This window comes from Nocardioides sp. zg-1230 (assembly GCF_013155335.1).
Taxonomy (GTDB): domain Bacteria; phylum Actinomycetota; class Actinomycetes; order Propionibacteriales; family Nocardioidaceae; genus Nocardioides.
This window is the reverse complement of the sequence record NZ_JABJQZ010000008.1, coordinates 639,850-654,333: the sequence shown is the minus strand read 5'-3', so window position 1 is coordinate 654,333 and position 14,484 is coordinate 639,850. Positions and strand designations below refer to the sequence as shown.

Genomic DNA, 14,484 nt, shown 5'->3' with positions numbered 1-14,484 from the left:
GGTGACGGCGTCGACTGGATGGGCGACCCGGGGTACGCCTCGACCATGATGTGGAGCTCGGACGGCACCGGATCGGGGCTGTCCGTGCGGCTCGCAGCCCCCCTCGCCGAGCGCATCGCCGAGGTGGCGGACCAGGTCCAGGAATGGGCTATCGAGGACCAGCTCTGGCGTCCTGCGCGCACCAACTGGCCGCGGTGCCCGGCCCATCCCGAGAACCACCCGCTACGCGCGAGCGTCGACGGCTCGCACGGGATGTGGGTGTGCCCCCTCGATTGGTCCGTGGTGACGCCGATCGGCGGACGCTAGGGCAGACGACGGTTCGTCGGCAGCCTGGCTCGTGGGCTCATGGCCCGGTGAGGGGGTGGGGAAAGGCGCGGCGTAGTCAACCCCCGACAACGTGCGCAACCTCGACAGCGCGACGGCCGGTCCCGGCATCAACGACAACGGCTCCGGCTCGGCCGCCCCGTCGCCCGATGGTCACCTTCTACGAGCGGCCTGGGCGCAGGTGTTGCGCGAGACGCGAGCGCTCGAGGCCATGGACTCCCTCTCGGCGCACATGGCTGCCGGAGTCAGTGTCCTGGCGAGGTCGGTCCTCACCCGCATCGCTTCGTCGACATGCCTGCGCACGCTCGCTCCGGTCCGCACCGGGACACCGAATGACCAGGCCGCCGTGCAGGCCGCGTGAGGAACGCGGAGACGCCGCTCGGATCGCACGAAAGGCCGCGTGGTGACATCGGTGCCGGCAACAGCAGTGCCGACGATCGGCGTTGCCTCCCGGACAGGCCGTTCGCCCCGTCACCGGGTGGGTGGCGGGGTGTGGGGCGGGGTCATGGTCGTCGGGGTCGGGGGATGTGTACGACGTCGACCGGATCGGGTGGGCCGGGTGGTTCTGGGTCGTCGATCGGGGTGGTGCCGGTGTGGTCGCGGCGGTAGCGGTGCCCGTGGGGACTGGTCCACTCGAACACTCCGGGCGCGACCATCTCGTAGCGCCAGGGCGAGTGCGTCTTCAACCGGTGGTGGAAGCGGCACAGGCAGGCGAGGTTGTCGCTCCGGGTGGGGCCGGGCTGGGGTCTGCCCTCAGCTGCGGCGTCGGGGTCGTAGGGGATGACGTGGTCGATGTCGCAGCGCCGGGCGGACCGGGTGCACCACGGGAACACGCACGTTCTGTCTCTGAGGATGACCTGCTCACGGATCCGGTCCGGCACGGCGTAGGCGTCGGTGGCCAGCTGGGTGTTGAGGTCGATGACCGGCTTGATCGTGACCTTGGTCCGGGAGTCGGCGCACCATGACTTCACCTGCTCGAGCAGGACCAGCCGCTGCCCTTCCTCGAGCCGTCCGGTGGGCCCGAAGACGGTGGTGTCGCCGTCGAAGTGGGCGTCGAAGTGGGCGTCGAAGTGGGCGTGGAGGACGACCTCCCGTGCTGCCGGCAGCTGCTGCGGGTCGGTGCCGGCTTCGGCGAGGTCGAGGGCGGTCTGGGTGCGGGCGAGGTCGCCGAGGGCCTTGGCCCGTCGAGCATCAAGGGGCAGTGCGGACCCGAGGGCCTTCTGCGTCTCGGCGCCGCGCGCCACCGCACGGTCGAGGTCGAGGGCGTCAGCGATGTCGACGTCGGCCTCGATGCGCATCGTGCCCGCGAAGTGCACGTCCTGGGTGTCGATCGTGACGTGACGCGGGTCGACGTAGAGGTAGCCGTCCTCCGGATCCTGGGTCGGATCAGCCTCGGCGAGGTCGTGACGCTTGATCGCCTCCGCGACCAACCGGTCCAGCTGCGCCGGACCCACCCGACCCGCGACCGCAGCGACCTGCGCATCCACAAAGCCCGCGGCCACACGCGTCAACGAGGGCGCCGAGTGGATCGTGGCCTCGGCCACCGCCCGGGCCTTCCACGCCGCAACCCGGCCGGCCTGGACCTGCGCCCACAGCCGGGGCAGTCGGTGACGCAGCTCCAACGCATGGCCGATGAGCCTCTTCGCGGCGGTCGACGACATCCCGAGCACCCCGCCGAGCTCGGCTACGCAGAACTCCGCCACCAACGGGGCCCCTTCACCGGCGATGGGCTCCTCGTGCTCCCACCCCGCCGCGCTGAACGACGCGGCGTCATGGATCGACTCCGGCGGATGCAAGTCCGCCCACGCCGCGGCGAGGACGAGCTGGCGGGCGGCTTCGGCGTGCTCGATCTCGCGCGAGGAGCGGATCGCGCGCAGCAGGTCGGTGGCGGTGAGGTCCTCGACCCCACCTGCCTTCACCTCTGTCAGCGCTTCGCTCATGTGTTCGATTCTAAGGAAGCCCACCGACAGTCGCCCAGTGTGATGTCTCAAGACATCGGTGACAGTTCTGTGTCAGGACACCGGTGACACAGCGAGCGTGTTTGGTGGTGACACTTCTGGCTGTCTCGGGCGGCGCCGGCCCCCACTGAGGCCGCAGATCCTCGGCACGCCCGCCGAGGGCCAGCTCGCGTGCTTCCTGGTCGCAGCCGCGCCTCGCGGCATCTGCGCGTGACGGTTCCTGACCCCATGGAGTCTGCCTACGGTGCGATGGCGCGCAGCGCCTCGGGCGTCATGGGTGTGGACGTCAGGCGCGTCGGCTCAGCGCCGCGCCACCAATCGACCCACCACGCCGACCGCGAAGACCGCGAGCCCCGCGAGCACGGAGCCGAGCGGCAGCGCGCAGGCCATCGCCAGGCACCCGACCAGGCCCAGCACCTGCAGCCCGCGCGGCCACCGGCGCTGCTCGGGTGGTTGGCGCAGGGCGGAGAGGTTGGCGACGGCGTAGTAGACGAGCACCCCGAACGACGAGAAGCCGATCGCACCGCGCAGGTCGGCGAGCAGCACCAGCGCCACCACGGCGACGCCGATGACGACCTGGGCGGTGTCGGGGACCCGGTGCCGCTCGTCGACGGAGGCGAGGGGGCCGGGCAGGTCACGCTCGCGCGCCATCGCGAGCGTCGTACGCCCGACCCCGGCCAGCAGGGCCAGCAGGGCACCGAGGGCGGCCGCGGCCGCGCCGATCCGGACGAGCGGGACCGCCCAGTCGGCGCCGAGCGCTGCCGTCGCGTCGGCGACCGGGACCGTGGAGGTGGGGAGGGCGTCGCCGAGGACCTGCACCAGGGCCAGCGCAACGAGCAGGTAGAGCACGACCGCGGTGCCGAGGGCGAGCAGGATCGCGCGACCGAGGACCTCCGGGCGCCGGACCTCCTCGGCGAGGGTGGCGATCCGGGCGTAGCCGGCGAAGGCGAAGAAGAGCAGGCCGGCCGCCTGCAGGACGCCCCACGCGCCGCCGGTCGCGGCGAGCCGGTCGACCGGCTCGCCGTCGCCCGTCGCGACGAGGGCCAGGAAGCCGGTGAGGACGACGAGGGTGGCGACCAGGAGGACCTTGGCGGCGGTCGCGGTGCGGGTGACGCCACGCAGGTTGAGGACGGTGAACGCCACGACCGCGAGCGCGGCAAGGGCGCGCTGCCACGCGCCCGCGCCGGGGGCGGCGTACGCGGCGAAGGTCATGGCCATGGCGGCGCACGAGGCGGTCTTGCCGACGACGAACCCCCACCCCCCCAGGAAGCCCCACCAGGGGCCGAGGACCTCACGACCGAAGAGGTAGGTGCCGCCCGACGCGGGGTAGGACGAGGCGAGCTGGGCCGACGCGACGGCGTTGCAGAAAGCGATGACGGCCGCGACCGCGAGCCCCACGAGGAGCCCGCGCCCGGCGGCCTCCGCGGCCGGGGCGAAGGCGACGAAGACGCCCGCCCCGAGCATCGCGCTCAGCCCGACGACGACCGCGTCCGTGGTGCCGAGCCGACGGGCGAGCTCCGGCTGGGCGCTCATGCCGGCACCGGCCAGTCGACGCCGCACGCGCGGAGCCGGGTGCGGGCCAGCAGGAGCGTGCCGTCGGCGTCGGTGAGCGTCCGGGTGACCCTCGTGCCGTACGACGTCGCGGTCGGGGCGGGTCGGAACGCGTCGACGAACGCCTCGTCGAAGCGCCCGGTCGCGCCCAGCAGGGCGACGGAGTCGACGAAGTCGGGGCCCACCCGGGCCAGCCGGTCGCTCAGCTCCGTGAGGGACTCGTCGTCGGCAGGCGCGTGGACCTCGGTCTCGCGGACCAGCGCGATCAGGGCTGCCAGCTCCCCGACCGCCGACGTGAGGGCGGAGCGCAGGGTGCCGTCCTCGGCCGGCCGGTCGAGTTCGGGGCGGGGCACCTGACGGGCGGCCTCGACGAGGCCCGCCACCACGCGCACGTGGCGCTGAGCCATCTCGACGACCAGGTCCACGGAGTCGATCCTCCACCGCGCGGGCAGCCGGACGCCGTCCGGTGGGTGAACGTGGGCGTCACCCGGTGCGTCGATGAGGTGCGACGTCGGGTCGGCGCGCCACTGCGACGGCAGGGCGCCGAGCTCGCGCCGGAAGGCGCGCGCGAAGACGTCGTAGCCGTCGAAGCCGGACTCGGTCGCGATGTCGCGGAGGGTGTGGTCGGTCGTCGCCACCTGGTGCGCCGCCCGCTCGAGCACGAGGCGGCCGGTGAACCGCGCCGGCGACTCGCCGGCCATCGCCCGGCGCAGCCGCTCGCCGGTCTCGTCGTCCTCCTCGGCCCGCACGGCGCGGTCGACGAGGGCGCGCAGGTGGTCGGCGGGGGTGGGCACGCGCCGCACGCTAGCGGTGCGGACGGACACCCCGGCGACGTCGGCGTACGACGTGGCTAGGCTGGCTGCCGACCCAGGACGTCCCCCATCAGGAGCTCTGCCATGTCGATCATCGCTGCAGTCGGTGCCCGCGAAATCCTCGATTCGCGCGGCAACCCCACCGTCGAGGTGGAGGTGTTGCTCGAGGACGGAGCGTTCGGTCGAGCGGCCGTGCCCAGCGGCGCCTCGACCGGTGCGTTCGAGGCGGTGGAGCTCCGCGACGGCGGCAAGCGCTACCTCGGCAAGGGCGTGCAGAAGGCCGTCGACGGCGTCATCGACTCGATCGCCGGCGCCGTCGTCGGGCTCGACGCGGACGACCAGCGCCTCATCGACCAGACGATGCTCGACCTCGACGGCACCGCCAACAAGGCCAAGCTCGGCGCCAACGCGATCCTCGGCGTCTCGCTGGCCACCGCCAAGGCCGCCGCGGAGTCGGCCGGCCTGCCGCTGTTCCGCTACGTCGGCGGGCCCAACGCCCACCTGCTGCCCGTGCCGATGATGAACATCCTCAACGGCGGCTCCCACGCCGACTCCAACGTCGACGTGCAGGAGTTCATGATCGCCCCGATCGGCGCGGCGACCTTCCGCGAGGCACTCCAGCAGGGCGCCGAGGTCTACCACGCCCTCAAGGCGGTGCTGAAGAAGAAGGGCCTGTCGACCGGGCTCGGCGACGAGGGCGGCTTCGCCCCGAACCTCGAGAGCAACCGCGCCGCGCTGGACCTGATCGCCGAGGCGGTCAAGTCCGCCGGCTTCGCCCTCGGCAAGGACATCGCGCTCGCGATGGACGTCGCCGCGAGCGAGTTCTTCGACAAGAAGTCCTACACCTTCGAGGGGAAGAAGCAGGGCAGCGACGAGATGGTCACCTACTACGCCGACCTCGTCGCCAGCTACCCGATCGTCTCTCTCGAGGACCCGCTCGACGAGGAGGACTGGGACGGCTGGAGGGCCATCACGGAGAACCTCGGTGGCATGACCCAGATCGTCGGCGACGACCTGTTCGTCACCAACGTCGAACGGCTGCAGCGCGGCATCGACGGCGGCCAGGCCAACGCGATGCTGGTCAAGGTCAACCAGATCGGGTCGCTCACCGAGACCCTCGACGCGGTCGAGCTGGCCCACCGCGCCGGCTTCCGCAACATGATGAGCCACCGCTCCGGCGAGACCGAGGACACCACGATCGCCGACCTGGCCGTTGCCACCAACTGCGGCCAGATCAAGACCGGTGCGCCGGCCCGTTCGGACCGCGTCGCGAAGTACAACCAGCTGCTCCGCATCGAGGACGAGCTGGGTGACGCGGCTCGCTACGCCGGGCGGGGTGCCTTCCCGCGATTCGGCGGCTGAAGCAGGCAGACTGGCCTGCATGCCTTCCCAGCGCCGTACGCCTCGGGGCGGGCCCGGTGGGTCGCGCGGTCCGAGGCAGGGCTCCAGCACGCACCCCGGCGCCCGCGGCTCACGACCGCGGGCGGCCGGGACGCGTACGACGTCCGCGCGCACCGTGGAGCCGGTCGCCGGGTCGGTGCGACCTGCCGCCCCGCGCGGCACCGCGCGTCGACCGCGGTTCACGGGGCGCGCCGCGGTGCTGGTGCTCGTGCTCGCGGTGCTGACCGTGTCCTACGCGTCGTCGCTGCGGGCCTACCTCCAGCAGCGCTCCCACATCGGTGACCTCAAGGCGCAGATCGCCGAGCGCGAGGCCAGCATCAACGACCTCGAGCGGGAGAAGGCTCGCTGGGACGACCCGGCCTACGTCAAGGCCCAGGCCCGCGCGCGGTTCGGCTACCTGATGCCGGGCGAGGCCGGGTTCGAGGTCATCGGGGCCGACGGCAAGCCCCTCGAGGCCCAGGCGTCGCTCAACGACCCGGACGACGTGATCAAGACGGTGCCCAAGGCCTGGTGGACGTCGGCCTGGGAGTCGATGGAGCTGGCCGGCAACCCACCCCCGCCCGACGAGGAACCTGCCGAGATGATCGACGGAACGCAGCAGTGAGCAACCGCAAGGACGATCACACCGGTGATCACACGATCGACCCGGTCGACGAGGCCGCCATCCACGCCCAGCTCGGGCGCCGGCCCCGCGGCATCGACTCCGTCGGGCACCGGTGCCCCTGCGGCAACCCCGACGTGGTGACGACCGAGCCGCGGCTGCCCAACGGCACGCCCTTCCCGACGACCTTCTACCTGACCTGCCCCCGCGCGGCCTCGCGCATCGGCACGCTCGAGGGCTCCGGGCTGATGAAGGAGATGCAGGACCGCCTCGGCACCGACGAGGAGCTCGCTGCTGCCTACCGCAGCGCGCACGAGCGCTACCTCGAGGTCCGCGCCGAGGTGGGGGACCGGGCCGGGCTCGACGTCCCCGAGATCGACGGCATCTCCGCCGGTGGGATGCCCGACCGGGTCAAGTGCCTCCACGTCCTCGCCGGGCAGTCCCTCGCGATGGGGCGCGGGGTCAACCCGCTCGGTGACGAGGTCCTCGACCTGCTGGGGGACTGGTGGGCGTCGGGTCCGTGCGTCGAGCGGCCCCTGCTCGACGACGGGGCTGCACAATGACCCGATGAGCACCCTCGGGACGACCGTCGCGGCCATCGACTGCGGGACCAACTCCATCAAGGTCCTCATCGGGACCGTGCGCGACGACGGCCGGCTCGACGTCGCGCTGCGCGACTCCCGCGTCGTACGCCTCGGCCAGGGCGTCGACCGCACGGGCGTGCTGGCCGACGAGGCCCTGGAGCGCACGTTCGCGGCGATCGACGAGTTCGCCGAGGTGCTGCGCGACCACGACGTCCCACCCGAGCGGCTGCGCTTCTGTGCCACGTCCGCCACCCGCGACGCGAGCAACGCTGCGGTCTTCGCCGAGGGCGTACGACGTCGCCTCGGCATCGAGCCGGAGGTGCTGTCGGGCGACGAGGAGGCGGCGCTGGTCTACGCCGGCGCCATCGCCGCGCAGGTCCCGATGCCGCCCGAGCCGGTGCTCGTCGTCGACATCGGCGGCGGGTCCACCGAGCTGGTGCTGGGCCACGGCGACGACCGGCAGGCGGTGTCGATGGACATCGGCTCCGTCCGGCTCCACGAGCGCCACCTGCACGGCGACCCGCCGGGCGCCGACGAGGTCGCGGCCTGCGTCGCCGACATCGACCGGCACCTCGACGAGTCCGGCATCCGGCTGGGGCAGGCCCGCACCGTCATCGGCACCTCGGGCACCATCAAGACCATCGCGTGCGGCGTCCTGGGGCTGGCCTCCTACGACCGCGAGGCCTTCGACCTGGCAGTCCTGCCCAACGCCGCCAGTGCCGCCTACGTCGCCGACCTGCTCGCCATGACGGTCGAGGAGCGACGGGCGCTGCCCTACATGCACCCCGGTCGCGCCGACGTCATCGGCGCGGGCGCCCTCATCTGGACCCGCATCCTCGACCGTGTGCCGGTCATGGAGCACGTCGTCTCCGAGGCCGACATCCTGCACGGCATGGCCGCGGCGATCGCACGATGACCGAGCCGGTCCTCCTCCCGCACCCGGTCGTCGGCGGGGCGTTCACCAGTCCGGTCGCTCCGGGTGCGGGGTGGCCCGACGACCCCGGCGCGCCCGACACGCCCGTCGCGCGCGACGCCGACGACGTACGACGTCTCGCCCACGGCGCCCCGCTGGCCGAGCTCGACGCTCGGGTGAGCGTGTGCTCGGCGTGCCCGCGGCTGGTCGCGTGGCGCGAGGGGGTCGCGGTCGAGAAGCGGGCGTCGTTCGCCGATCAGCCCTACTGGGGGCGGCCGATCCCGGGCTGGGGCGACCCCGAGCCGTCGCTGCTCGTCGTGGGACTGGCCCCGGCGGCCAACGGTGGCAACCGGACCGGCCGGATCTTCACCGGTGACCCGAGCGCCGACTGGCTGTTCGCGAGCCTGCACCGCACGGGCTGGGCCGCCCAGCCCACGAGCCACCACGCGGGCGACGGGCAGCGCCTCCTCGACGCGCGGATGATCGCCACCGTCCGCTGCGCGCCGCCCGAGAACAAGCCGACCGCGGTCGAGCGCGACACCTGCGCACCCTGGATCGCCGCCGAGCTCGCGCTGCTCCCCACGGTGCGCGCCGTCGTCGCGCTCGGTGCGTTCGGCTGGGAAGGGGCGGTGCGCTCGCTGGTCGCAGCCGGCGCACCCGCGCCGGAACGACGGCCGAAGTTCGCCCACGGGGCGGAGGTGGTGCTGGGCGACGTGACCCTGCTCGGCTGCTACCACCCCTCTCCCCACAACACCTACACCCGTCGGCTCACCCGCGAGATGACCGACGAGGTGTTCACACGGGCACGGGCGCTGGCGGGGGCGGGGCGCTGACACAATGGCGCGGTGACCCTCCACGCCATCACCGTCCTCGGCCACGACCGTCCCGGCATCATCGCCGAGACCACCGAGAAGCTGGCCGGGCTGGGTCTCAACCTCGAGGACTCGACGATGACGCTGCTGCGCGGCCACTTCGCCATGATGCTGGTGTGCGAGGGCTCGGTGGCCGACGCGGAGATCGAGCAGGCCCTCGCGCCCCTCACGGCTGACGGCAGCCTCACCGTGACCGTCCGGGAGGTGCCCGCCGAGCACGTGGAGGCCGGTGACGGGACGTCGTGGGTGCTGTCGGTCCACGGCGGTGACCGTCCCGGCATCGTGTCGGCCGTCGTCGCGGTCATCGCGGGTGTCGGCGGCAACATCACCGACCTCACCACCCGTCTCGCCGGCGACCTCTACCTCCTCGTCGCCGAGGTCGACCTGCCGGCGGGCGCCGACGTGGCCGCCGTCGAGGGCGAGCTGACACGCGTCGTCGCCGACCTCGGGGTGGGCGTCACGCTCCGCGCGGCCGACACCGACGAGCTCTGAGCGCCCCCGTCATGGCCGTCAACACCCGGGTCCTGGAGTGGACCGAGACCGACCTCGGCGTGGCCGGGGAACGGCGCGAGGTCGTCCGCGCACCCGCGACCGTGCTCTCCACCGTCGGCGAGACGGTCGACCCGACCTCGCCCGACGTCGTACGCCTTGCGGCCGACCTCGTGGCCACCATGCGAGTCTCGCCCGGCTGCGTGGGCCTGGCCGCGCCCCAGGTCGGCGTGGGCGCCAAGGTGTTCTGCGTCGACGTGTCCGAGCACCCCAAGACCCGCGAGCACCACGGCACCTTCGTGCTCTGCAACGCCGAGGTCGTCTCCGGCAGCCGCAACGAGAAGGCGCGCGAGGGGTGCATGTCGGTCCCCGACTTCACCGGCGACGTCAAGCGCCCCAGCCGCATCGTCGTACGCGGCCAGCTGCCCGGCTCCGGCGAGGAGGTCGAGCTCGAGGCGGAGGCGTTCGAGGCGCGGGCGCTGCAGCACGAGATCGACCACTGCGACGGGTTGCTCTTCCTCGACCGCGCGGCCGGGGCGCACGCCGTCTACGCTCGGAAGACCTACCTCTGAACCATCCCTGACCTGCCTGCAGGTCGCCGCCCCGGTATCCCAACCGGTAGAGGAAGCGGTCTTAAAAACCGCACAGTCTGGGTTCGAACCCCAGCCGGGGCACCCGACACGCTGCAACCTGAGAAGTTGCTGTGACGGGAACAGCGCGACGTCGGCCCACGTTTGAAGTGGTGTCACCCCGGCTAGAGTGAGGTGACACGACAGGCGTCGTCACCGCGACGGCGTCGACCCTCCGGAACCTCCGGGGGCGGCCTCCAAGGAGAGACCATGAGAAGCAACAACCCTGTCTTTGCCCGTTCCGAGGAGTTCAACCGAGCTTCCTCCAACGCCTACGGCAACCAGACCTACCCCGCCGGCGGCGCGTCCTACCCCGGTTACGGCGACGCCGGCACCGACCCCTCGCAGTGGGGCACCGGCACTCCGGGGCAGGTGGACCAGGGCCGGATGACGGTCGACTCGGTCGTCCAGAAGACCGCGATCGCCATTGCGGTCGTCTTCGCCACTGCCTTCGCCACCTGGTGGTGGATCGGCGACATCGTGGACGTCAACGGCGTCAGCCAGGAGGCCTACAGCCGGGCGCTGACGCTGGCGATGCTCGGCGCCGGTGCCGCCTTCCTGCTCTCGCTGGCCAACAGCTTCAAGCGCGTGATCAGCCCGGCGCTGGTGCTGGCCTTCGCCGCTGTCGAGGGCGTCGCCCTCGGTGCGATCAGCAAGGTGTTCGACGCCCAGTTCGGCGACGGCATCGTCACCCAGGCCGTCCTCGGCACGTTCGCCGCCTTCGTCGGCACGCTGGCCGCCTACAAGTTCTTCGACATCAAGGTCGGCGCCAAGTTCCGCACGTTCGTGATCGCGGGCATGTTCGGCATGGTGGGCCTCGGCCTGCTGTCGATCGTGCTCAGCTTCTTCGGCATCCAGACCGGCCTGTTCGGCTTCGGTGCCCTCGGCCTCGTCATGGCGATCGCCGGCCTCGTGCTCGGTGTCTTCATGCTGATCCTCGACTTCGACTTCGTGGAGAACGGCGTCGCCGCCGGCCTCCCCGAGCGCGAGTCGTGGCGCGCGGCCTTCGCGCTGACCGTGAGCCTGGTCTGGATCTACACCAACCTGCTCCGGATCCTCGCGATCATGCGTGGCGACTGATCCACCCGTTCCACCGTTCCACTCCGCCGGCCCGCTCGAGCTCAGCTCGGGCGGGCCGCCGGCATTTCGGGTGACGCCGACGCGAGCGGTGGTCCACCCACACTCGCCGCGAAGAGAATGTGGCTCCGCCACCGGCGCCGGCGTACGACACGTGTCTTGGCGGCCGAGCGGTGGTCCACCCACGTTCGTCGCGTCGAGAATGTGGCTCCGCCACCGCTCGGCCTGTACGAGCGGTGAGCCACGCAGGTTCCGCGGCCCGAGAAGCTGCCTCACTCACCGCCCACGGGTGCGGAGGTGGGGGTGGAGGTGGGGGTAGAGGCGGGGGCCGATGCGGAGGGGTCCTCCACCGCGTCCTCGTGCTCACCGGGCGACTCGGCGTCGGTGGAGGGACGGCGGCGGCGGTGGCGCAGCTCGACCCAGCGGCCACGGAGGCCGCGCTGGGTGCCGCCGACCTCGGTGCCGTCGACCTCGGTGCCGGCCGTACGAGCTGCGCGCACCGCGGCGGCCGCGACCGGGAGGATGCCCTCGCGGCGGCGCGGCTCGGGCATGGCCTCGTCCTCGGGGAGGAGGTCGAGCGCTGCCAGGCACGAGGGGATGAGCACCGACGCGAGCTGCTTGTAGCCGTCGGCCGAGGGGTGGAAGCGGTCGGGACCGAACAGCAGCGCGGGTGCTGCGTCGAACTCCGGGCCGAGGATGTCGCCGAGGGAGACCGACCGGCCACCGTTCTCCACGACGGTGATGGTCTGCGCGGCCGCGAGCCGGCGCGACCACTCGCGCGCCACCTGCTTGAGCGGCTGGGGGATGGGGCGGACGGTGCCGAGGTCGGGGCACGTCCCGACCACGACGGCGATGTCCTCCTCGCGCAGGCGTCGTACGCCCTCGGCGAGGTGGCGGACCGAGGCCGAAGGCAGCACGGTGTGGGTGACGTCGTTGGCGCCGATGATCACGACCGCGAGGTCGGGGTGCGTGGCCAGTGCCGCGTCGACCTGGTCGGCCAGCGCGCTGGACTGGGCGCCGACCTGGGCGAAGGATCGCAGGTGCACCCGGCGGTCGGCCTGGGCCGCGACGCCCGTGGCGAGGTGGGCTCCGGTGGTGTCCTCGACCCGGTGCACGCCGTAGCCGGCCGCCCCGGAGTCGCCGAGCAGGGCGATGCGGATCGCCGGGCCCGGCCGGCCGCGGCCGTACCAGCCCGTCGCCTGCGGGGGTACGTCGGTCGCGTTGCCGATCAGCCGCCTCGCGATCTTCGCCTCGGCGACCAGGACGCCGTAGAGCCCGGCTCCGAGCACGGAGAGCCCGCCGCCGCCCAGGGCCGCGGCCGATGCCAGCTTGCGTGCTGCTCCAGTTGCCCCCACGGCCCCGATGCTACGCAACCGGCAGTGACGGCTACGGACGAGTAGACAGCTAGATTGGCCGGGTGCAGTACGTGAACTCGCTCCTCGACCTGATCGGCAACACCCCGCTCGTCCGGCTCAGCCGGACCCTCGACCTCCCCGGAGGAGGTGCGGACGGCGGCGCCGACGGCCCGCTGGTCCTCGCGAAGGTGGAGTACCTCAACCCCGGCGGGTCGGTGAAGGACCGCATCGCGTCACGGATGATAGAGGCCGCCGAGGCCTCCGGTGAGCTGCAGCCCGGCGGCACGATCGTCGAGCCGACCTCCGGAAACACCGGCGTCGGCCTCGCGATGGTGGCCCAGCAGAAGGGCTACAAGTGCATCTTCGTGTGCCCCGACAAGGTCAGCGAGGACAAGCGCAACGTGCTCAAGGCGTACGGCGCCGAGGTCGTGGTCTGCCCGACCGCGGTCGCGCCGGAGCACCCCGACTCCTACTACAACGTCAGCGACCGGCTCGCCTCCCAGCCCGGCGCCTGGAAGCCCGACCAGTACTCCAACCCGCACAACCCGCGCTCCCACTACGAGACCACCGGTCCGGAGATCTGGGAGCAGACGGAGGGGAAGATCACCCACTTCGTCACGGGCATGGGCACCGGCGGCACGATCAGCGGCGTCGGGCGCTACCTCAAGGAGCAGAACCAGGACATCCAGGTCATCGGCGCCGACCCGGCCGGATCGGTCTACTCCGGCGGCACCGGCCGGCCCTACCTCGTCGAGGGCGTCGGTGAGGACTTCTGGCCCGAGACCTACGACCGCGGCGTGGCCGACCGCGTCATCGAGGTCTCCGACGCCGACTCCTTCGCCTTCACGCGTCGCCTCGCGCGCGAGGAGGCCATGCTGGTCGGCGGCTCCGCCGGAATGGCGGCCTTCGCCGCCCGTCAGGTCGCCCACGAGCTCGCCGTCGAGGGACGCACCGACGCCGTCATCGTCGTCCTGCTGCCCGACTCCGGTCGCGGCTACCTGACCAAGGTCTTCAACGACGACTGGCTCGCCCAGTACGGCTTCGCCACCGGCGCGCAGGCCGACCACCGCACCGTCGGTGAGGTGCTGCGCGGCAAGTCGGGCCAGCTCCCCGACCTGGTGCACACTCACCCGGGCGAGACGATCGCCGAGGCGGTCCACATCCTGCAGGAGTACGGCGTCAGCCAGATGCCCGTCGTCCGCGCCGAGCCGCCGATCGTGGCCGCCGAGGTGGCGGGGTCGGTGTCGGAGCGCACCCTGCTCGACGCCCTCTTCGGCGGCACGGCCAAGCTGACCGACCAGGTCGAGGACCACATGTCCGAGGCGCTGCCGACCATCGGCTCGACCGAGGCCGCGGCCGACGCCGTGAAGCTGCTCGAGCACGCCGACGCGGTGCTGGTCCACGAGGACGGCAAGCCCATCGGCGTGCTGACCCGGCAGGACCTGCTCACCTTCGTGGCCGCCTCGTGAGGCGCGGTACGACGCGGCTGGCGACCGCGCTGGTCGTCCTCGCGTGCCTCGGTGCGCTCGGCGCCTGCAGCGACGACGACGCCGCCAGCACGAGCACCGACCCGGTCGAGGTGGAGGTCGGCAAGGCCTTCACCTGGAACGGCTTCGCCGTCGAGGACGGCTGGGAGCTCAAGGCGATCGAGCGCTCGGTCAGCATGGAGGAGGTCGTCACCCCTGAGGTGACCGGCACCATCAAGAACACCTCCGACGAGGAGCGGGCGGCCCTGTTCGAGATGGTGTTCTCCGCCGACGGCTCCGAGGTCGCGACGGTCAACTGCTCGGCCCGCAAGATGCTTCCCGACCAGTCGCAGCAGCTGGTCTGCCCGGGCCTCAGCGCCACGATGCCCGAGGACTACGACGCGGTCGTGGTGCAGGAGTACGGCCGCGAGACGACCTCCGGCTGACGTGGC

Annotated in this window: 16 protein-coding genes and 1 tRNA gene; 13 read left to right on the top strand and 4 right to left on the bottom strand. The window is 72.4% G+C overall.

Translation table 11 applies throughout. The annotated features are described in order from the left end of the window. Positions 1-18 precede the first annotated feature (18 nt). Positions 19-306: a hypothetical protein gene (locus tag HOO61_RS22500; RefSeq protein ID WP_172255731.1), complete on the top strand. Its 288-nt coding sequence runs from the start codon at positions 19-21 to the stop codon at positions 304-306. A 91-nt stretch (positions 307-397) separates the two neighbouring features. Continuing rightward, positions 398-685, top strand: a complete 288-nt coding sequence (locus HOO61_RS22495; RefSeq protein WP_172255728.1) for a hypothetical protein — start codon at positions 398-400, stop codon at positions 683-685. A 142-nt stretch (positions 686-827) separates the two neighbouring features. On the opposite strand, the gene HOO61_RS22490 is transcribed toward HOO61_RS22495, so the two are convergent. The 3 genes from HOO61_RS22490 to HOO61_RS22480 all read right to left on the bottom strand — a co-directional run bounded on the left by HOO61_RS22490 (position 828) and on the right by HOO61_RS22480 (position 4,627). Beyond that, complete coding sequence (locus tag HOO61_RS22490; protein WP_172255724.1) at positions 828-2,264, bottom strand: HNH endonuclease signature motif containing protein; 1,437 nt, start codon at positions 2,262-2,264, stop codon at positions 828-830. Between the two features lie 318 nt (positions 2,265-2,582). Then, on the bottom strand, positions 2,583-3,815 hold the full coding sequence (locus HOO61_RS22485; protein WP_172255721.1) for an APC family permease: 1,233 nt from the start codon (positions 3,813-3,815) through the stop codon (positions 2,583-2,585). After that, positions 3,812-4,627: a helix-turn-helix domain-containing protein gene (locus HOO61_RS22480; protein ID WP_172255718.1), complete on the bottom strand. Its 816-nt coding sequence runs from the start codon at positions 4,625-4,627 to the stop codon at positions 3,812-3,814. Before HOO61_RS22480 ends, HOO61_RS22485 begins: the two co-directional genes overlap by 4 nt. A gap of 102 nt (positions 4,628-4,729) precedes the next feature. Between HOO61_RS22480 and eno the strand changes: the two genes are divergently transcribed. The 9 genes from eno (at position 4,730) to HOO61_RS22435 (ending at position 11,214) form a co-directional block, all read left to right on the top strand. Continuing rightward, positions 4,730-6,007, top strand: a complete 1,278-nt coding sequence (gene eno, locus HOO61_RS22475; RefSeq protein WP_172255715.1) for a phosphopyruvate hydratase — start codon at positions 4,730-4,732, stop codon at positions 6,005-6,007. Positions 6,008-6,026: 19 nt separating this feature from the next. Next, the gene (locus tag HOO61_RS22470; RefSeq protein ID WP_172255712.1) at positions 6,027-6,650 is read left to right on the top strand and encodes a septum formation initiator family protein; all 624 of its coding nucleotides are present in this window, start codon (positions 6,027-6,029) and stop codon (positions 6,648-6,650) included. A gap of 35 nt (positions 6,651-6,685) precedes the next feature. Next, a complete protein-coding gene (locus tag HOO61_RS22465; protein ID WP_367650285.1) occupies positions 6,686-7,210 on the top strand; it encodes a DUF501 domain-containing protein in 525 nt (174 codons plus the stop codon). 4 nt (positions 7,211-7,214) lie between these two features. Beyond that, positions 7,215-8,147: an exopolyphosphatase gene (locus tag HOO61_RS22460; RefSeq protein WP_172262054.1), complete on the top strand. Its 933-nt coding sequence runs from the start codon at positions 7,215-7,217 to the stop codon at positions 8,145-8,147. Then, positions 8,144-8,977: a uracil-DNA glycosylase gene (locus tag HOO61_RS22455; RefSeq protein ID WP_172262052.1), complete on the top strand. Its 834-nt coding sequence runs from the start codon at positions 8,144-8,146 to the stop codon at positions 8,975-8,977. The genes HOO61_RS22460 and HOO61_RS22455 overlap by 4 nt, the downstream gene beginning before the upstream one ends. 12 nt (positions 8,978-8,989) lie before the next feature. Further along, positions 8,990-9,508, top strand: a complete 519-nt coding sequence (locus tag HOO61_RS25100; RefSeq protein WP_172262050.1) for an ACT domain-containing protein — start codon at positions 8,990-8,992, stop codon at positions 9,506-9,508. A gap of 11 nt (positions 9,509-9,519) precedes the next feature. Beyond that, the gene (def, locus tag HOO61_RS22445; RefSeq protein WP_172262048.1) at positions 9,520-10,077 is read left to right on the top strand and encodes a peptide deformylase; all 558 of its coding nucleotides are present in this window, start codon (positions 9,520-9,522) and stop codon (positions 10,075-10,077) included. A 28-nt stretch (positions 10,078-10,105) separates the two neighbouring features. After that, positions 10,106-10,179: transfer RNA gene (locus HOO61_RS22440), tRNA-Leu, on the top strand. Positions 10,180-10,344: 165 nt separating this feature from the next. Beyond that, a complete protein-coding gene (locus tag HOO61_RS22435; protein WP_172262046.1) occupies positions 10,345-11,214 on the top strand; it encodes a Bax inhibitor-1/YccA family protein in 870 nt (289 codons plus the stop codon). A 269-nt stretch (positions 11,215-11,483) separates the two neighbouring features. On the opposite strand, the gene HOO61_RS22430 is transcribed toward HOO61_RS22435, so the two are convergent. Then, on the bottom strand, positions 11,484-12,566 hold the full coding sequence (locus HOO61_RS22430) for a GDSL-type esterase/lipase family protein (protein ID WP_172262044.1): 1,083 nt from the start codon (positions 12,564-12,566) through the stop codon (positions 11,484-11,486). Between the two features lie 62 nt (positions 12,567-12,628). On the opposite strand from HOO61_RS22430, the gene HOO61_RS22425 reads away from it, so the two are divergent. Both HOO61_RS22425 and HOO61_RS22420 read left to right on the top strand, forming a co-directional pair. Then, a complete protein-coding gene (locus HOO61_RS22425) occupies positions 12,629-14,035 on the top strand; it encodes a cystathionine beta-synthase (RefSeq protein ID WP_172262042.1) in 1,407 nt (468 codons plus the stop codon). Continuing rightward, positions 14,032-14,478, top strand: coding sequence for a hypothetical protein (locus HOO61_RS22420; protein ID WP_172262040.1), 447 nt, complete (start codon positions 14,032-14,034; stop codon positions 14,476-14,478). Before HOO61_RS22425 ends, HOO61_RS22420 begins: the two co-directional genes overlap by 4 nt. Positions 14,479-14,484: the final 6 nt, after the last annotated feature.

Excerpts from the sequence above, each read along its gene's own strand:
- HOO61_RS22435 (WP_172262046.1), top strand. The coding sequence starts at position 10,345 with ATGAGAAGCAACAACCCTGTCTTTGCCCGTTCCGAGGAGTTCAACCGA.
- HOO61_RS22470 (WP_172255712.1), top strand. The coding sequence starts at position 6,027 with ATGCCTTCCCAGCGCCGTACGCCTCGGGGCGGGCCCGGTGGGTCGCGC.
- HOO61_RS22455 (WP_172262052.1), top strand. The coding sequence starts at position 8,144 with ATGACCGAGCCGGTCCTCCTCCCGCACCCGGTCGTCGGCGGGGCGTTC.
- def (WP_172262048.1), top strand. The coding sequence starts at position 9,520 with ATGGCCGTCAACACCCGGGTCCTGGAGTGGACCGAGACCGACCTCGGC.
- HOO61_RS22500 (WP_172255731.1), top strand. The coding sequence starts at position 19 with ATGGGCGACCCGGGGTACGCCTCGACCATGATGTGGAGCTCGGACGGC.
- HOO61_RS22490 (WP_172255724.1), bottom strand. The coding sequence starts at position 2,264 with ATGAGCGAAGCGCTGACAGAGGTGAAGGCAGGTGGGGTCGAGGACCTC.
- eno (WP_172255715.1), top strand. The coding sequence starts at position 4,730 with ATGTCGATCATCGCTGCAGTCGGTGCCCGCGAAATCCTCGATTCGCGC.
- HOO61_RS22460 (WP_172262054.1), top strand. The coding sequence starts at position 7,215 with ATGAGCACCCTCGGGACGACCGTCGCGGCCATCGACTGCGGGACCAAC.
- HOO61_RS22485 (WP_172255721.1), bottom strand. The coding sequence starts at position 3,815 with ATGAGCGCCCAGCCGGAGCTCGCCCGTCGGCTCGGCACCACGGACGCG.